We start from the raw sequence: 17,234 nt of genomic DNA on the forward strand, positions 1-17,234 counted from the left end.
GCGTACGGGGGGTGAGTGCCGTCGGCGTCAGGGGGAATATCCCTTGCCCCCCTGGGACTTTGCAGTGACGTCGAACCGTGACGCCGAACCGGAATCCAATGGTGGGGGTAAGGGTGAAGAACGAACGCGCGCTGGTCATCGGCGGTGGCGGAGTCGCCGGTATCGCCTGGGCGACAGGCGTGCTGGCCGGTCTCGCCGACGCCGGAGTCGATGTCACCGACGCGGACTTCCTGCTCGGCACCTCGGCGGGGTCGGCGGTGTCCGCCCAGATCACCAGCGGCGTAGAGCTGCCGGCGCTGTTCCGGGCCCAGGTGGACCCCGCGCTCCAGAGGGAGGAACTGAAGGCACGCGAAGGCGCGCTCGCCGAGGTCTTCGAGTTCGCCGAGAAGGTCGACACCGAGGTCACCGACCCGGTGGAACGCCGGCTTCGGATGGGCACGATGGCCCTGGCCGCCGAGACCGTGACCGAGGCCGAGCGGCGGGCCGTCATCGAGGCCCGGCTGCCGTCCCACAGTTGGCCGGAGCGCGATCTGTCCGTGGTCGCCGTGAACGCCGCCACCGGTGAGACCCGGCTCTTCGACCGCACCTCCGGCGTCGGCCTGGTGGACGCCGTGACCGCGAGTTGCGCCATCCCCGGTGTCTGGCCCGCCGTGACGATCGGCGACGCCCGCTACATCGACGGCGGCATCCGTTCCTTCACCAACCTCGACCTCGCGGCAGGCCGCACCCGCACCCTCGTCATCGCCCCGATGCCCGACCCGGTGCTCGAAGCCGACGCGGCCTCGATCGCCGAGCGCGGCGGCCTCATCGAGGTCATCACCCCCGACGACACCGCCCTCGCCGCCTTCGGCACCGACCCGCTGTCCCCCGCCAGCAGGACCCCTGCGGGCCACGCCGGTTTCGCCCAGGGCCGGGCGGCGGCACGGGCGGTCGCCGAGCTGTGGAACATGGCGTAGCCGCGTCATCTGTGAGCGGCCCTGTTCGGGTGCCGATCGATGGTCCCCCGGCCCTGCCCGGCCCGGTCCAGGTCGCCGGCTGGGATCATGGGGTCATGTCCGAGCCGTCCGCTCTGGTGGCCGCCCAATGGCCGCTCGCCCCCTCCAGCGAGACCGACTGGCTGCCGGCACTGGCCGGTGACGGCCTCACCGGGTTCATGCCTCCGCCGCTGCCCGACGCGGCCTGGGTGCTCAACGCCATGTACGAGCACGAGCAGGGCCCGGCCGACGTGTCCTACGACGAGTACCACCGGGCCCAGCTGGCGGACGGAAGCGCCGAGCCCCTCATCGTCGGGGGCATCGACCTCAACGGGGTGGGGACGGTCACCGGAGGCGATCTCGGCCGCGCCGAGCACCCCGGACCCGGCTGGCGGCGCCTGCGCTGGGCGGAGCTCGCCCGGCGGACCGGGGATCCCCTGGTGCCCGACGGCCTGTTGCCCTCCCACCGCTGCTTTCCCTCGGCCCACAAGGAGGGCAGCTGGCCGCTCGGCATGATCCCGCCCACCGAGGGCAGTCTGGACCGAGAGACCTGGAACCGGCTGATCGAGATCCTCACCGAGTACAGCACGGCAGGCCCGGACACCCGTTGCCTGGCCTACTACAGCCCGCTGATGCTCCAGGACGCCGACTTCGACAACCCGCACGTGCGGGCAGGCCGCCTCGGCGACGCCAGGGCTCTGTACGACAACCCCGAGGCGGACTTCAGCCCGTCCAATCTCTGGGCCGAGGACCACTCCTGGGTCACCTGCACCGACTACGACCTGTGGGCCACCAAGGTGGCCGGCCCCGCACCCCTCGTCGAAGCCCTCCTGAACGACACCGAGATCGAGGCCGTACGACTGCCCTGGGCCCCCTGAGCCTCATCGCGTGAGGGTGAGGGTGTAGTCCTCGTTGTCGCCTACGTAGAGTTCGCGGAAGCCTCGTGCATAGCCGCCCGATATTCCTGGGCTCCAGCACCGGTTGAACGCCTCATTCGGTACCTGGGCGGCATGCTGACCGGCCCAGACCACTCCGTCCACCGCCTCGGCCACGTACAACCACATCGGGCTGTATTCGTTCACGTCATTGGCGTAGACGAGTGCGGAGCCGCCCGGGTCTATGCCCCACCAACCCATGATGTGCGGCCCCGTGTTGTTCGGGCAGGAGTCGTCCGAGAACCCGATCGCGACATAGACGCGCGCCGAGTACCGGTTGCTGATGGTCAGGCCCACGCCCTCACCCCTCCGGTGACTGCTGCGGGCCGTCGACGACGCCCGACGAGTGGCTGGACTCTCCATGCCTGCGCCCGTCACCCCGGGCCGGGAAACCGGCAACGGAGGCCCGGTAGGTGACAGGTTCGTCCCCCACCGCCCCGCGTGGATCAACACCGGTCTCCAGCGCGTCCTGCGGTTCGAGAACGTCCCGTCCCTCGCCCGCTTCCGCTTCCTCTTCCTCATTCGCCGCCATCGAGCCCCCCTCTGCCGGCAGTCCCTGATGCAGACCTCACCTGAGCATGGCCCAAATCCCCATATAGCTCGAGGTGTTTGGTCGAAATCGCCCGAGCCTCGGGGAACCGTTGGGCCACTCGCTTCTTCGGCAGTGTCGTGCTTCCGCGAGCCGAGTAAAGGGCGCTCCGCTGCGCTACGCGTCGCCTTCGGCGATGACCCTCCGGGCCACCCTTGACTCGGCCCGCTCCAGCACGGGTTAGAAGCGAGCGAGCGGCCCGGAAAAGCGGGTGGCCAGGGCACGTTTGCGATCGGGTCGGCTACGTCCTCGACCGGGGGCTGCGGGCGCCACCGCGCCTCGGGGGCACGCCGGGTCGGCTCAGCGGCTTGCGGTGAGTGGGTGGGTGTGTGGCTGAGCGAGTGGGTGGGTTCGGCAACCGTGGGCAGGCGGGGACGGTATGTCAGGCAGCTCGGTCAGCTCGGGCGATTCGGGCGGCTCGGGCAGTGATTGGCCGATCAGTGCCAGTCCGTGCAGCCATCACCCCTTCCCTGCCTTGACCTGTCATGCCTGGCAGTGGAACAGATCTGCCAATCGCGCCTGCTGCGGTCAGCCGCTGAGCCGACTCGGCGTGCCCCCGAGGCGCGGCCGCGCCCGCCAACCCCGGTCGAGGACGTAGCCGACCCGATCGCAAACCCCGCGGGACCCCCGCTTTTTCGGGCCGCTCGCTCGCTTCTAACCCGTGCTGGAGCGGCCCGGGTCAAGGGTGGCCCGGAGGGCCATCGCCGAAGGCGACGCGAAGCGCCCTTGATGCGGGCCGTGGAAGCACGACACTGCCAAAGAAGCGAGTGGCCCCTACGGTCACTTGGTGGCGTACGTGAGGAAGTCGCCCCAGGCGGTGGGGGAGAGGGCGAGCTGGGGGCCCTGGGTGTTCTTGGAGTCGCGGATGTGGATGGTGGAGGGGGTCGCTGCTACTTCGACGCAGTCGCCGTCGCCGCCGCTGCTGTAGCTCGACTTGCGCCAGGCGAGGGCGACTTCGACGCAGTCCCCAGAACCGCCGCTGCTGTAGCTCGATTTGAACCAGGCCAGGTCGCTGGTGCTCATAACGCTCCTCGCATCCGCTGCAACAGGCTCACGGAGTCTTCGAGAGTGAGAGCCTGTGAGCGCATCCTGGCATACCGCCTCTGGAGGACGCTGACCTCCTTCGAATCGGAGATGAGCAGGCCGCCTCGCTGTCCCTCGCAGTAGGCGAACCAGTTGTTTTCCGGGGTCTCCAGCAGCTGCATGGGACCGTCGAGCCCCGCATGCGTCTCCCGTACCTGCGGCATGACCTGGATCTCTACGTTTCGCAGCTCGGCGATTGCCAAGATGTGGTCGATGAGCTCCCGCGTGACGTCCACCCCGCCCGTGCGCCGCAGGAACAGCCCCTCCTCCAGGATGAAGCCGAACGCCGTGTTCGGCCGCTCCCGCAGCAGCCGTTGCCGCTCCGCGCGCGCTACCCACTGTGCCTCGATCTGCTCGTCGTTCAGCGGAGGCAGCTGGTTCGTGAACAACGTCCGCGCATACGCCTCCGTCTGCAACAACCCCGGAATCAACCGGCACTCATACGTGTACAGCGTGATCGCCAGCGCCTCCATCGCGGCCCACCGCCTGAACCACGCCGCCAACCCCGGCTGCCGCCCCAGATGCCGCGCAGCCTTCCGTAAGGCCCCCGTGTTCCCCAGCACCGCCTCCGCCCGCTCCACAAACTCCGGATCCGGCATCCTCCGCCCCTGCTCGACAGAAGCCACCGTGTGCTTCGAGAACCGGACCAGCGCCCCGAACTCCTCCCGGCTCAGCCCCGCGTGCTCCCGCAGCGCCTGGACCACCGCGCCGAACGTCCGCAAGCTGTCGGACGACTCTGGCTCCCCACCCGTCCCCACCAAGCCATCGACCACGGCGGTCACCTCCCGCGCACATGGTTACGGCTAGTGACGAGTACTGTCCAGCCCGTGACCGCGTACGCTGCCGCAGCGTACGCGGCGCCGACCTGGTGAAGTGCCCGTGCTCACCGCCAGATTGGGGGCATGACCGCACCGCCCACCCCCCAACACCCGGTTACCGTACGTATGTTCAGTCAGCGTCTCAGTGCCACCCCACGCGGCGCCCGTCTCGCCCGGCACCTCGCCCTGAACCAGCTGCACGTCTGGGGCATCCCGCACGGCTCCGACGCCTCCGACACCGCCGCCATGATCGTCGCCGAGCTGGCCGCCAACGCGGTGACGCATGGGCGCGTGCCTGGCCGGGATTTCGAGTTACGGCTCTCCCTGGTCACCGGCAGTCTCCGTGTCGAGGTCACGGACACGCGCACTGGGTGCCGGCCGCCGGGGCCCGGTGACGTACGGCAGCCGGAAGCTCTCGCCGAGGCCGGGCGCGGGCTCGTTCTCGTCGAGGCGCTCGCCGATCGGTGGGAGGTGCTGGACCGGGAGCCGCCCGGCAAGACCGTGCGGGCCGAGATCGATCTGCCGGGGTGGCTGTCCCTGGTCAGGCGGCCGGGGATCGCTTCAGGTTCGCTTCAGGTTGGTGCGGGACGTTGGCAGGTATGCACGGACACCGACCCCGAACCCCCGAAGCCGAGCGCAGCCGCCGCTGGTTCATGAACAAGGCGCTGCTCGCCGGTGGTGTGGCCGCCGTGGCGACCATGACCGGCTGCTCCTCGGACTCCTCCGACACGGCGAGTTCCGCCTCGTCCTCCGGCGCCCCCAGCGGCATGCCCTCCGGCGGACCCGGCGGCGGTGGAGGGGGCGGCATGGGCCCCGGGGCCTCGCAGATCAAGTACGCGGACGTCAAGGGCGTCACCGCCGACGGCACCGTCGTCGACGACCTGTACACGATCCACTCCACGGACGTCTCCACGGACGCGCTGGTCAAGGCGGCGCAGAAGTTCCTGGACGGGCTCTCCACGAAGGAGCGCAAGTCCTGCACCTTCGACATCGACGCCGACGAGTGGACGGCGTGGAGCAACGTCGACGGCTACGACCGCAAGGGCGTCCGCATGGGCGACCTGACGGAGAAGAAGCGCAACCTCGGCTACGCGCTGCTCGGCGAGGCCCTGTCCGCCGACGGTCTCACCCAGACCCGCGGCATCATGAAGCTCAACGCGTTCCTGGGCGACTCCAACGGCGGCAACCAGAAGACCCTGACCGAGGGCCACTACTTCTTCACCTTCATGGGCACCCCGTCGACCACGAAGCCGTGGGGCTTCCAGTACGAGGGTCACCACGTCGCCATCAACTACTTCGTCCTGGGCGACCAGGTCGTGATGACGCCGACCTTCATGGGCTCGGAGCCCACGACGGGCACGTACAAAGGCGAGAAGATCACCCTCTTCAAGCCGGAGACCACGGTCGGTCTAACCATGATCCGCTCCCTCACCGCGGCGCAGCTCAAGAAGGCGGTCTCCTCGCAGTCGAACGGCAACGAGGACATGAAGGCCGGTGCCGGCCAGGACAACCTCAAGCTCGCCTACGAGGGTCTGAAGGGCTCCGAACTCACCTCCGCGCAGCAGGAGAAGCTGCTCGACCTGGCCCGGGTGTACATCGGCTACATGAACGAGGGCCACGCCGATGTCAAGATGACCGAGGTGGAGAAGCACCTCGACGACACGTACTTCTTCTGGATGGGCGAGACGGAGGACGACTCCGCCTTCTACTACCGGATCCACAGTCCGGTCGTGCTCATCGAGTACGACGCGCAGGCCCCGCTCTTCTACAAGGGTGACTCCTCCGCGAGCCCGAGCGCCAGCGCGAGCGCGAGCTCCAACGCCGGAGGTCCGGGCGGCGGCATGGGCATGGGTGGCGGAACGCCGTCCCAGGAGCACATCCACACCATCATCCGCACGCCCAACGGCGGTGACTACGGCATCGATCTCCTCAAGCTGCACCTGGAGAACGACCACTGACCCGAGCACTGGCCCGAGCAGTGACACGAGCACGGACCACGACCGCTGACGTCGCTCAGCGCGCCGTCTTCGCGATCGACGCCAGTACGGCCTCGGGGTCGCCGCCCGGTTTCACGGACGCGCCGATCTTCGATCTGATCGCCGTCGCCACCCGCGCCCAGTTGGTGTCGGAGAGCGGGTAGAGGTCCATGTTCGTCAGTGTGTCCAGGCCGTTCCAGAGGCTGCGGTAGCGCTTGTCGGCGCGCATGGCGTTGCTGGCCGTCACGGTGACGGGCAGCAGCTGGTACTCGGCGGCCTGTTCGGTGACGTACTTGTCGCCGTACAGGAAGTCGAGGAACTGGCCGACCTGTTCGCGGTGCCCGCGCTGTTTGAAGGCGATCGTCCAGTCGGCGGTGCCCATGGTCGGTACGGTCTTGCCGGTGCGGCTCGGCAGCGGGACGGTGCCGTAGGGCACGTTCAGCGTCGAGTCCTCGATCTGCCGCATCAGGGAGAGCGGGGCGTTCACCATCGCCGCGTCGCCGTCGACGAAGGCCTTCAGCGCCCGGCTGCCGTTCAGCTTGCCCGGTGCGACCGGGCCCGTGAGCCCTTCCGCGACGAGGTTCGACTTCAGCCAGTTCAGTGTCGACACATTGGCGTCGGCGGTGAAGTCGTAGCTGCCGGCGTCGTCGGTGTATCCGCCCTCCCCGGCCAGCAGCCACATCAGTGTCTCGGCCTCCGCCTCCTCGGGCCCGAGCGGTACGGCGATCGGGTACTTCACGCCCTGCGCCTTCAACACCCTTGCGGCGACGAGGAGTTCCTGCCAGGTGGTGGGCGGCTTGAGGCCCGCCTGCTGGAACAGGTCCTTGTTGTAGTAGAGCAGCCGGGTGCTCGCGGTGAACGGCAGCCCGTACTGGGCGTTCTGTGCTTCCCCGGCCTGGGCGAGGCTCGGCACGAAACCGGCCTGGACGGGGATGGAGAGCAGTTCGTCCGCCGAGTAGAGCAGGCCCTTGGACGCGTACTCGGCGTAGCTGCCGGTCTGCACGATGTCGGGCGCCTTGCCCCGCTTCACCAGCTCGGCGACCTTCGCGTCGACGGTGTCGGCGGGGTAGACCTTCGCCACCACGCGAATGCCCGGGTGGGAGGACTGGAAGGCGAGTGCGACCCGGTCCCAGTAGCCCAGCGAGTTCTTGTGGACGCTATCGCCGTAGTTCGTCGCGACGACGGTCAGCGTGATGCTCTCCGCGTCCGCCGTCGTGTCCGCGCCGCAGCCGCTCACGCCCACCGTGAGGCCCAGCACGGCCGCCATCGTCACCATGATCCGGGCTCTGCGGGGCACGGCCATCACCTCTGTTTCAGCCACCCATGACGCGCGTAGACGATGCGCGTCGATCGTAGGCCGGGCGGGAGACGGCGCACAGGGCCGTGGCGGTTGCGTTTTGGTTCCGGTGATGTGACGCGATTGGCCCGAAATTGCGGGCGCGTGACGGGAGTCGGGTGTGTCAGAAGCGTTGACGCGGAAGCGCTTCGATTCTACGGTCCCGTTCGAAGTCATGACCAGCGTTCAGAATCTCGAACAATCGGACCCGAACGGCCAGATCCCGAACGGCCAGATCCCGAACGGCCAGATCCCGAACAGTCAGAACCTCGAACAGGAGGAAGTCCGCGTGAGCCGCACCTCCCGCAGAACCGCACTCCTCGCCGTCCCCGCGGCGATCCTGCTCGCCCTGATCCCGGGCACCGCGAGCGCCTACCCCAACCCCGGCACCGTCACCGGGTCCGTCGTCGTGCACGACCCGACGATGATCCGCACCTCGTCCGGGCGGTATCTGCTGTACGCCACCGGTGGCGGCCTGAGCTACAAGACCTCCACGGACCGGACCGCGTTCACCGCGGGCAGCGACGCGTTCACCACCAAGCCGAGCTGGTGGTCGACGTATGCGACCGAGGCCTGGGCGCCCGACATCTCGTACCACGGCGGCAAGTACCTGATGTACTACGCCGTTTCGACCTTCGGGTCGAACACGTCGGCCATCGGCCTGGCCGGTTCGACGACCGGGCTGCCGGGCTCCTGGAGCGACTACGGGATCGTCTACACGTCCACCAGCTCCAGCGACTACAACGCCATCGACCCGAACCTCTTCGTGGACGACGACGGCAAGTGGTGGCTGTCCTTCGGCAGTTGGTGGACCGGCATCAAGATGATCCAGATCGACCCGTCGACCGGGAAGCAGCTCTCCACCAACACGACGCGGTACTCCCTCGCCTCGCGGCCCACCGGGACCAAGGCGGTCGAGGCGCCGTACATCGTCAAACGGAACGGCTACTACTACCTGTTCGCCTCGTACGACGTCTGCTGTCAGGGGACCAGTTCGACGTACAAGGTCAAGGTGGGGCGGGCCACGAGTGTCACCGGGCCGTACTACGACCAGAACGGCGTCGCCATGATGAGCAATGGCGGCACGGCTGTGCTGGAGTCGCACGGCAGCGTCATCGGGCCCGGCGGGCAGTCCATCATGGCGGACTCGGACTCGGACGGGGACCTGATCGTCTATCACTACTACGACGGCAACGACAGCGGGACACCCAAGCTCGGGATCAACCTGCTGAACTGGAGCAGTGGGTGGCCCGTCGCCTATTGAGATGGCCGAGCCTGCCGGGCCTGCTCAGCCCGCCTGGCCGTACAGCAGGGCTCCCACGGCCGGCCAGCCGGTCGGCTGCTGGGGCTGCGGTTGCGGTTCCGGCTGGGTACGGCCTCGGACCTGGGCCGCCGTCAGGCCTCCGGCGGCGCCCAGCCCGGCGGCGGGCGCCTGCGCCATACCGGGCATGGCCCCGGGCGGTGCCGGTGCCGGCGGCCGTGCCTGTGTCGGTGCCGGGGCCGGTGTGGGCATGGCTCCGGGTGCCTGTGCCGCGGCAGGCCAGGCGGTGGGCTGCGGGGTGGGGAAGTTCGACACCCCCGCGGGCTGCGCGGGCGGGAAGCTGGACATCGCCGCGGGCTGGGGGGTGGGGAAGTTCGACACCGCCGCCGCCGGCTGCGGGGCCGGCAGGCTCGGCATCTGTGAGGGCATCTGCGACGGCATCTGTGCGGGCATCTGCGCGGGCTGTACCGCGGCAGGGCCCGGCCACGCGGCCGCCTGCGCGGCGAGCCCCTGCATGCCCGCTCCGTTCGTGGCACTGACCAGGCGGTCCACCGCCGCCGTACCCGAGCTGTAGCTGGTCCCTGTGCCCAGCTCGGGTACGGCGGCTCCCCTCCTGGTCCCGTAGAGCACCTGTTCCAGGCCGGACACCAGGCGTCGCACATCCACCTGGGGGCGCACCACGAGTCTCAGGAAGCGGCTGGACGAACCGATCTTGTTGCCGCACTCGCGGACCAGGATCCGGTGCTCGGTGAGCAGTCGGTCCCGGACCACGGTGCCTTCGGCGCCCACGGGGAGGCGCACGAAGAGGAAGTTGCCCTGCGACGGGTAGACCGTGAGGCCGGGCAGCGTGGAGAGCTGTTGGGCCATGTCGAGCCGGTCGCGGCGGACCATGTGCAGGCTCTGCATGTACTCCTGGCCGTGTTCCTTGAGCATGAACACCACATACTCCGCGAAGGAGTTGAGGTTCCACTTGGGCAGCATGGCGCGGACCTTGCCCGCCAGGGCCGGGTTGGCGACGAGATAGCCGAAGCGGATGCCGTGCAGTCCGAAGTTCTTGCCGAGGCTGCGCAGCACGATGACGTTGGGCCGCATCACGGCGTCCTCGACGACGCTCGGCTCGTGCTCCGCGTCGGCGAACTCCAGGAACGACTCGTCGATGACGATCAGGTCCAGGTCGGCCATCGCGTCCATGAACTGGATGAGCGACTGGCGCGGGATGAAGCCGCCGTCGGGGTTGTTCGGGTTGCAGATGACGGCGACACGGGTGCCACGGGCGCGGATGAAGTCGGCGTACTGGGCGAGGTCGAGGGCGAAGCCGGTGGACTCCTGGAGCGGGAACATGTCGACCCGCTTGCCGGTCTCCATCGGCTGGTCGGTCCAGCGGCCGAACGTGGGGACGGGTATCGCGAGGGACTCCCGGACCAGCAAGTGGTCGATCCAGGTGATGAGTTCGGTCGAACCGTTGCCCATCGCGACGCACTGCGGCGGGAGTTGGAGCAGCGAGCACAGCTCGGCCGTGATGGTGTCGGCGCTGCTCGGGTAGTACGTGATGATCTCGCGCAGCCGGCCCGCCAGTTCGTCGAACATCGCGGGCGTGGGGAAGTACGGATTGCAGGGGATGCAGAAGTCCACGGGACCGGCCCCGTCACCCTCCCGCGTCAGTGCGGCCATCGAGGGGCTGTGCGCCGCAGTGCCGCGAAAGAGCGAGGTGACATTGCCGGCCATGGAACCTCCGTATAGGGCGGGCCCGCTGGGGAGGACGGGCCCTCCGCTTTGGGTGGCCCGTGCGGGGGAGCACGGGCCGCCCTTCTATACGGATACGGAGGTGGCGCTGTTCAACGGCTGTGAATTCGTGCGGAAATTGTGAACTGGCTGTGAAGGGCTACTTCAGAGCGTCACGCGCCGAACGAGTGCACCGTCGTCGTCCGGTACGTCTGCCCCGGCCGGAGCACGGTCGACGGGAACGACGGCTCGTTCGGCGAGTCCGGGAAGTGCTGGGTCTCCAGGCACAGCGCGTCGCCCTGGCGGTAGATGTGGCCGCCGGTTCCGACGAGCGTGCCGTCGAGGAAGTTGCCCGAGTAGAACTGCAGGCCCGGTTCGGTCGTCGCGATCTTCAGGGTGCGGCCGGAGGACGGGTCGCGCAGCGTCGCGACATGCTCGGGCTTGCCCGTGATGCCCTTGTCGAGGACCCAGTTGTGGTCGATGCCCTTGCCGTACAGCAGCTGCTGGTTGGCGATCCGGATGTCCTCACCGACCGTCTTGGCGTGGCGGAAGTCGAAGGGGGTGCCCGCGACCTTGGCCAGCTCACCGGTGGGGATCAGGCCGGAGTCGACGGGGGTGTAGCGGGCCGCGGCGATCTTCAGCTCGTGGTCGTAGATCGAGCCGCTGCCCTCGCCCGCCAGGTTCCAGTAGACGTGGCTGGTGAGGTTGACGACGGTGGCCTTGTCGGTGGTGGCCTCGTAGTCGAGGCGCCAGTCGCCGTGCTTGGTGAGGGTGTAGGTGACCTTCACCTTGAGCGTTCCGGGGTAGCCCATCTCGCCGTCGATGCTCGTGTAGTACAGGTGCAGGCCCACGTCGGAGCCCTTGGTGAAGCCCTCGACGTCCCACACGTGCTTGTCGAAGCCCTTGACCCCGCCGTGCAGGCTGTTCACACCGTCGTTGACGGAGAGCTGGTAGCTCGTGCCGTCGAGGGTGAACTGGCCCTTGCCGATGCGGTTTCCGTAACGGCCGATCAGCGCGCCGAAGTACGGGGTCTTGGCGACGTAGTCCTCGATGTTGTCGAAGCCCAGGGAGACGTTCTTGTACTTGCCGTGCCGGTCGGGGATCTCCAGGGACTGGACGATGCCGCCGTAGGACAGGACCTTGAGCTTGGTGCCGCCGTTCTCCAGCGACCAGCGGTAGATCTTCGTGCCGTCCGCGAGCTTCCCGAAGAGCTCCTTCACCGGCTTCCTGCCTCCCGAGGCGTGTGCCGTACCGCCGAGCGTGGTGGCGGCTATCCCTGCCGCCGCGGCGCCTGCGATGACCGTGCGTCTGTTCAGTTCCATCTAGCGGCTCCCATAAAGGATGGGCCCCGCCGGCTTGCCGGCGGGGCCCGAGCTGACTTACGAACCGACCTTGCGCTTGTTCCACACGTCGAAGCCGACCGCCGCCAGGAGCACCAGGCCCTTGATGACCTGCTGCCAGTCGGTGCCGATGCCGACGAGGTTCATACCGTTGTTCAGCACGCCCAGGACGAGACCACCGATGATCGCGCCGAGGACCGTGCCCACGCCGCCGCTCATCGACGCGCCGCCGATGAACGAGGCCGCGATCGCTTCCAGTTCGAAGTTCAGACCGGCCTTGGGCGAGGCCGCGTTGAAGCGGGCGGCGAAGACCAGACCCGCCAGGGCCGCGAGCATGCCCATGTTCAGGAAGACCAGGAAGGTGACCTTCTTGTCCTTCACACCCGACAGCTTGGCCGCCGGGAGGTTGCCGCCGATCGCGTAGATGTGCCGGCCGATGACCGCGTTGCGCATCAGGTAGCCGAAGCCGGCGACCAGGACGCCGAGGATCAGCAGGACCACCGGAGCACCCTTGTAGCTGGCGAGCAGCATGGTGACGGTGAGCACGGCGGCGATCAGCGCGACGAGCTTCAGGAGGAAGAGGTTCCTGGGCAGGATGTCGAGCGAGAACTCCTGCTGCCGCTTGCGGTCGCGGACCTCCTGGAACACCACGAACGCGATCAGACCGATGCCGAGCAGCAGTGTGAGGTTGTGGTAGTTCGTGTTCGGGCCGACCTCGGGCAGGAAGCCGTTGGCGACCTTCTGCAGACCGTCCGGGAACGGGCCGATCGTCTGGCCCTTGAGGAAGATCTCGGTCAGACCGCGGAAGGTCAGCATGCCCGCCAGGGTCACGATGAACGACGGTATGCCGAGATACGCGATGAGGAAGCCCTGCGCGGCGCCCGCGGCCCCGCCGATGGCCAGACACATCACCAGCGCGATCGGCCAGGAGATGTCGTGGTTGACCATCAGTACGGCGCCCATCGCGCCCACGAACGCCGTCAGCGAGCCGACCGACAGGTCGATGTGGCCCGCGATGATGACGAGCATCATGCCGATCGCGAGGATCAGGATGTAGCTGTTCTGCAGCACCAGGTTGGAGACGTTGCGCGGCAGCAGCAGGTCGCCGTTGGTCCACACGGCGAACAGCACCACGATCAGGCCGAGGGCGAACAGCATGCCGTACTGCCGCATGTTGCGGCGCATGCCGTCCAGCATCAGCTGAAGCAGGCCCTCGCCCGAGGCCGATCCGCTCTTGCCGGGCGGCGCCGGGGCCGGCGTCTTGGCGGTCACATCCGTGCTCATCGCGTTACCTCTTTGTCCTTCGTCATCTGACGCATCAGCGTTTCCTGCGAGGCCTCCGCCCGCGAGAACTCACCCGTCAGCCGTCCCGCGGCCATCGTGTAGATGCGGTCGCACATACCGAGCAGCTCCGGCAGCTCGGAGGAGATGAAGACGACCGCCTTGCCCTCGGCCGCCAGCTTGTCGATGACCGTGTAGATCTCGAACTTGGCGCCCACGTCGATTCCGCGGGTCGGCTCGTCGAGGATCAGCACCTCGGGGCCCGCGAAGATCCACTTGCTGAGGACGACCTTCTGCTGGTTGCCGCCCGACAGCTTGCCCACCGGCTCGAAGACGGTCGGCGCCTTGATGTTCATGGACTTGCGGAAGCCCTCGGAGACCTTCCGCTCCTCGTGCTCGTCGACGACCCCGCGCCTGGCGACCTTGCCCAGGGCACTGAGCGAGATGTTGCGGTTGATGGTGTCGATGAGGTTGAGGCCGTAGTGCTTGCGGTCCTCGGTGACGTACGCGATCCCGTGTCCGACCGCCTCGGGCACGGTCTTGGTACGGATCTCCTTGCCGTCCCTGAGCACCGTGCCGCCCGCGTACCGGCCGTAGGTGCGCCCGAAGACGCTCATCGCCAGTTCGGTGCGGCCGGCGCCCATGAGCCCGGCGATCCCGACGATCTCCCCGCGCCGCACGGAAATCGACACATCGTCAACGACCTTGCGCTGCTGGTCGATCGGGTGGAACACGGTCCAGTCGCGGATCTCCAGGGCGGGCGCGGAGCCCGCCTCCGGCTCGTGCGGTGTCCGGTCCGGGAAGCGGTGTTCCAGGTCGCGGCCGACCATTCCGCTGATGATCCGGTCCTCGGTGGTCTCCGGGGCCTTCACGTCGAGCGTCTCGATGGTCCGCCCGTCGCGCAGGATGGTCACCGAGTCCGCGACCCGCTCGATCTCGTTCAGCTTGTGGGAGATGATGATCGAGGTGATGCCCTGGGTCTTCAACTCCAGGATGAGATCGAGGAGTTTGCCGCTGTCCTCGTCGTTCAGGGCGGCCGTCGGCTCATCCAGGATGAGCAGCTTCACCTTCTTCGACAGCGCCTTGGCGATCTCGACGAGCTGCTGCTTGCCCACGCCGATGTCGGCGACCCGGGTGTTCGGGTTCTCGTCGAGCCCGACCCGCCGCAGCAGCTCGGAGGCGTGCCGCAGCGTGTCGGTCCAGCTGATGAGCCCGCGCGTGGCGTGCTCGTTGCCGAGGAAGATGTTTTCCGCGATGGAGAGGTACGGCACCAGGGCCAGCTCCTGGTGGATGATCACGATGCCGCGGTGCTCACTGGCCCTGATGTCCTTGAACGAGCAGACCTCCGACTCGAAGAGGATGTCTCCTTCGTAACTCCCGTGCGGGTGGACGCCGGAGAGGACCTTCATCAGGGTCGACTTGCCGGCGCCGTTCTCACCGCAGATGGCGTGGACCTCGCCCTGTTGGACGGTCAGTGTGACGTCCGACAGCGCCTTGACGCCGGGAAAGGTCTTGACGATCGAGCGCATTTCCAGGACGGGTCCCGCCATGGTCGTGCCTTCCAATCAGTAGGGGGCGGCGGTTACTTGAGGTCGCTGTCCTTGTAGTAGCCCGTGGCGACGAGCTCCTTCTCGTAGTTCGTCTTGTCGACGCTCACCGGCTGCAGCAGGTAGGCGGGGACGACCTTGGTGCCGTTGTCGTACGTCTTGTCGTCGTTGATCTCGGGCTTCTTGCCCTTGAGGGCCGCGTCGACCATGTTCGAGGCCACCTTCGCCAGCTGGCGGGTGTCCTTGTAGACGGTCTGCGTCTGCTCGCCCGCGATGATCGACTTCACCGAGGCGAGTTCGGCGTCCTGACCGGTGACGACGGGCAGCGGCTTGCTGGAGGAGCCGTAGTCGTCCGACTTCAGCGAGGAGAGGATGCCGATGGAGATGCCGTCGTAGGGCGAGAGCACCGCGTCGACCCGGGCGCTCTTGTACGCCGAGGTCAGGATGTCGTCCATGCGCTTCTGGGCGGTGCCGCCGTCCCAGCGCAGGGTGGTGACCTGGTTCAGCGCGGTCTGGCCGGACTTGACGACGAGCTGCTTCTTGTCGATGTACGGCTGGAGGACCTTCATCGCGCCGCCGAAGAAGTACTTCGTGTTGTTGTCGTCGTTCGAGCCGGCGAAGAGCTCGATGTTGAACGGGCCCTTCTTGGAGCCGTCCGCGAGACCGAGCTTCTGCAGGATGTAGTTGCCCTGGAGCTCGCCGACCTTCGAGTTGTCGAACGACGCGTAGTAGTCGACGTTCTTGCTGCCGAGGATCAGGCGGTCGTAGGAGATCACCGGGATGTGGGCGTCGGCGGCCTGCTGGAGCACGTTGTTCATCGACTTGTTGTCGATGGCCGCGATGATCAGGGCCTTCACGCCCTGGGTGATCATGTTCTCGATCTGCGAGACCTGCTGGTCCGGGTCGTCCTCGCCGAAGGCCAACTTGGTCTTGTAGCCCTTCGCCTCAAGGTTCTTGACCACGTTGTTTCCGTCGCCGATCCAGCGCTCGGAGGACTTGGTCGGCATCGAGATGCCGATCGTGGCGCCCTTGGTGTCGCTGGAGGTGTCCTTGCTGCCGCCGTCGCTGCTCTGACCGCAGGCGGACAGGGTGAGGGCGAGGGAGGCTGCACCGGCTATGGCGGCGATGGCGGCTCTGCGGTTACGCATGATCATCATCCTTGATGTCTTGGACCGGTTCGGTCTCGCGATACTGGCGTGCTCCGGGAGCCGTACGAGGGAGAGACCGAGAAGAGGTATGTGGGATTCTGCGCGGCTGTGTGGTCTTGTGTGAAGGGGGTTTGTTCGAACGTTATGAGGCAGTGTCGAATCGCTTGAGATCGCCGGGCAGCCGGGTGCCGAGCGGCGCCATGTCGCCGTCCGCTCCGTGCCGCGCCAGCAGGTCCAGGGCGAGCCGGCCGCGCCGCACCCTCTCCCGGGCCGTGTTCAGGGTCAGGTCCCGCATGTGGTGGCCGTACGGGTAGATCCCGGGGGCCTTGGACAGGCCGAACTTCAGATACAGCGGTGCGCCGCGCCGGATCAGCTCGGCGACCTCGTACATCCGCACGTACCCGCCGAGGTCGTCGGGGGCCTCGATGTACATGTCCATGGGGGCGGCGGAAACCCGCCGGATCTCGGTGAGGTGATCGAGCGTCAGATCACTCGGTACGTTGACCGAGTCGGCGCCGAGGTTCTCGTACACGGCGTAGGCGGCCGGGTTGACCGGGCCGATCAGCGCCGAGACCTTGAGGGTCGTGTCGGCCGGGATGATCCCGGCGACACGGGCCCGGTGCAGCGTCCACAGCACGCCCTCGTCGGCGACGAGGAGGCACTTGACGCCCAGCTCCGTCGCGCGGACGGCGTCTTCGACGCACCCGGCGACCGCGTCGTGACCCCGGGCGCGCAGTCCGGCGCCACGCGAGTCGGTGCGCACGGAGGCGCCGATGTCCCAGGTGCCGCGCGGCCCGGTGAACAGGCAGAGTTCGATGTCGCGTTCACCGGTGGCCTCGACCATCTCGGTGATCTCGGCGTCGGTCAGCATCCAGACGCCGCTGCCCTGGCTTATCCGGTGGATCGGCACATCGAGCCGCGAGGACTCCTTGAGGACCACGCCCAGCGCCTCGGGCCCCTCGACGGAGGGAACCTCGATGCGCCAGCGGCCGCCTCCCGGGAAGGTGTGCGGCGAGGCGTCGGCGGGGGAGAGGTCGGGCGCGCCCAGGCCGAGCGCGGCGAGCGCCTGCTCACCGGGTCGACGGGCTGCCGTAGGGGAGGCGTCGGTCACTAGCTGGTCCTTCGCGTTCGATATTTCGGACATGGTTCGTATCGGTGGGTGTACGCCGGTACGGAGTGTCAGGACGTCCGTACCGGCGTACGGCTCAGGGGCGCGGACGTACC

At 67.9% G+C, this 17,234-nt stretch carries 15 protein-coding genes and 1 pseudogene; 5 read left to right on the forward strand and 11 right to left on the reverse strand.

Going from position 1 to position 17,234, the window contains the following annotated elements; genetic code table 11:
* The first annotated feature begins 113 nt into the window (after positions 1–113).
* Together OIC96_RS33085 and OIC96_RS33090 are read left to right on the forward strand one after the other, a co-directional pair.
* The gene (locus OIC96_RS33085) at positions 114–956 is read left to right on the forward strand and encodes a patatin-like phospholipase family protein (RefSeq protein WP_330304337.1); all 843 of its coding nucleotides are present in this window, start codon (positions 114–116) and stop codon (positions 954–956) included.
* 95 nt (positions 957–1,051) lie between these two features.
* Complete coding sequence (locus OIC96_RS33090) at positions 1,052–1,852, forward strand: hypothetical protein (RefSeq protein WP_330304336.1); 801 nt, start codon at positions 1,052–1,054, stop codon at positions 1,850–1,852.
* Positions 1,853–1,855: 3 nt separating this feature from the next.
* Here the strand turns inward: OIC96_RS33090 and OIC96_RS33095 are convergent, their stop codons facing one another.
* From OIC96_RS33095 to OIC96_RS33110, 4 genes are all read right to left on the reverse strand, one after another.
* The gene (locus OIC96_RS33095) at positions 1,856–2,206 is read right to left on the reverse strand and encodes a DUF1036 domain-containing protein (protein WP_330304335.1); all 351 of its coding nucleotides are present in this window, start codon (positions 2,204–2,206) and stop codon (positions 1,856–1,858) included.
* Positions 2,207–2,210: 4 nt separating this feature from the next.
* Entirely contained in the window at positions 2,211–2,441 is a 231-nt protein-coding gene (locus tag OIC96_RS33100) for a hypothetical protein (RefSeq protein ID WP_330304334.1), read from the reverse strand.
* Positions 2,442–3,278: 837 nt separating this feature from the next.
* Complete coding sequence (locus OIC96_RS33105) at positions 3,279–3,521, reverse strand: DUF397 domain-containing protein (RefSeq protein ID WP_330304333.1); 243 nt, start codon at positions 3,519–3,521, stop codon at positions 3,279–3,281.
* Positions 3,518–4,354, reverse strand: coding sequence for a helix-turn-helix domain-containing protein (locus OIC96_RS33110; RefSeq protein WP_330310084.1), 837 nt, complete (start codon positions 4,352–4,354; stop codon positions 3,518–3,520). The genes OIC96_RS33105 and OIC96_RS33110 overlap by 4 nt, the downstream gene beginning before the upstream one ends.
* Positions 4,355–4,483: 129 nt before the next feature.
* On the opposite strand from OIC96_RS33110, the pseudogene OIC96_RS33115 reads away from it, so the two are divergent.
* Positions 4,484–4,945, forward strand: a pseudogene (locus tag OIC96_RS33115) (ATP-binding protein); the annotation flags it as partial.
* A gap of 53 nt (positions 4,946–4,998) precedes the next feature.
* On the forward strand, positions 4,999–6,357 hold the full coding sequence (locus tag OIC96_RS33120; RefSeq protein ID WP_330304332.1) for a DUF3500 domain-containing protein: 1,359 nt from the start codon (positions 4,999–5,001) through the stop codon (positions 6,355–6,357).
* A 55-nt stretch (positions 6,358–6,412) separates the two neighbouring features.
* Here the strand turns inward: OIC96_RS33120 and OIC96_RS33125 are convergent, their stop codons facing one another.
* A complete protein-coding gene (locus OIC96_RS33125) occupies positions 6,413–7,678 on the reverse strand; it encodes an ABC transporter substrate-binding protein (protein ID WP_330310083.1) in 1,266 nt (421 codons plus the stop codon).
* 208 nt (positions 7,679–7,886) lie between these two features.
* On the opposite strand from OIC96_RS33125, the gene OIC96_RS33130 reads away from it, so the two are divergent.
* Positions 7,887–8,975, forward strand: a complete 1,089-nt coding sequence (locus OIC96_RS33130) for an arabinan endo-1,5-alpha-L-arabinosidase (RefSeq protein WP_406501577.1) — start codon at positions 7,887–7,889, stop codon at positions 8,973–8,975.
* 24 nt (positions 8,976–8,999) lie between these two features.
* On the opposite strand, the gene OIC96_RS33135 is transcribed toward OIC96_RS33130, so the two are convergent.
* From OIC96_RS33135 to OIC96_RS33160, 6 genes are all read right to left on the reverse strand, one after another.
* Positions 9,000–10,697 (reverse strand): pyridoxal phosphate-dependent aminotransferase, encoded by a 1,698-nt coding sequence (locus OIC96_RS33135; protein WP_330304331.1) that lies wholly within the window; start codon positions 10,695–10,697, stop codon positions 9,000–9,002.
* Positions 10,698–10,867: 170 nt separating this feature from the next.
* Positions 10,868–12,016: an aldose epimerase family protein gene (locus OIC96_RS33140; RefSeq protein ID WP_330304330.1), complete on the reverse strand. Its 1,149-nt coding sequence runs from the start codon at positions 12,014–12,016 to the stop codon at positions 10,868–10,870.
* Positions 12,017–12,073: 57 nt separating this feature from the next.
* Positions 12,074–13,318, reverse strand: a complete 1,245-nt coding sequence (gene mmsB, locus OIC96_RS33145; protein WP_330304329.1) for a multiple monosaccharide ABC transporter permease — start codon at positions 13,316–13,318, stop codon at positions 12,074–12,076.
* Positions 13,315–14,865 (reverse strand): multiple monosaccharide ABC transporter ATP-binding protein, encoded by a 1,551-nt coding sequence (gene mmsA, locus OIC96_RS33150; RefSeq protein ID WP_330304328.1) that lies wholly within the window; start codon positions 14,863–14,865, stop codon positions 13,315–13,317. Before mmsA ends, mmsB begins: the two co-directional genes overlap by 4 nt.
* 32 nt (positions 14,866–14,897) lie before the next feature.
* The gene (gene chvE, locus OIC96_RS33155; RefSeq protein WP_330310081.1) at positions 14,898–16,016 is read right to left on the reverse strand and encodes a multiple monosaccharide ABC transporter substrate-binding protein; all 1,119 of its coding nucleotides are present in this window, start codon (positions 16,014–16,016) and stop codon (positions 14,898–14,900) included.
* A 136-nt stretch (positions 16,017–16,152) separates the two neighbouring features.
* Complete coding sequence (locus OIC96_RS33160; RefSeq protein WP_406478229.1) at positions 16,153–17,154, reverse strand: hypothetical protein; 1,002 nt, start codon at positions 17,152–17,154, stop codon at positions 16,153–16,155.
* Between the last annotated feature and the right edge of the window lie 80 nt (positions 17,155–17,234).

Origin of the sequence: Streptomyces sp. NBC_00775, from assembly GCF_036347135.1 — a bacterium.
Classification (GTDB): Bacteria; Actinomycetota; Actinomycetes; order Streptomycetales; family Streptomycetaceae; genus Streptomyces; species Streptomyces lutosisoli.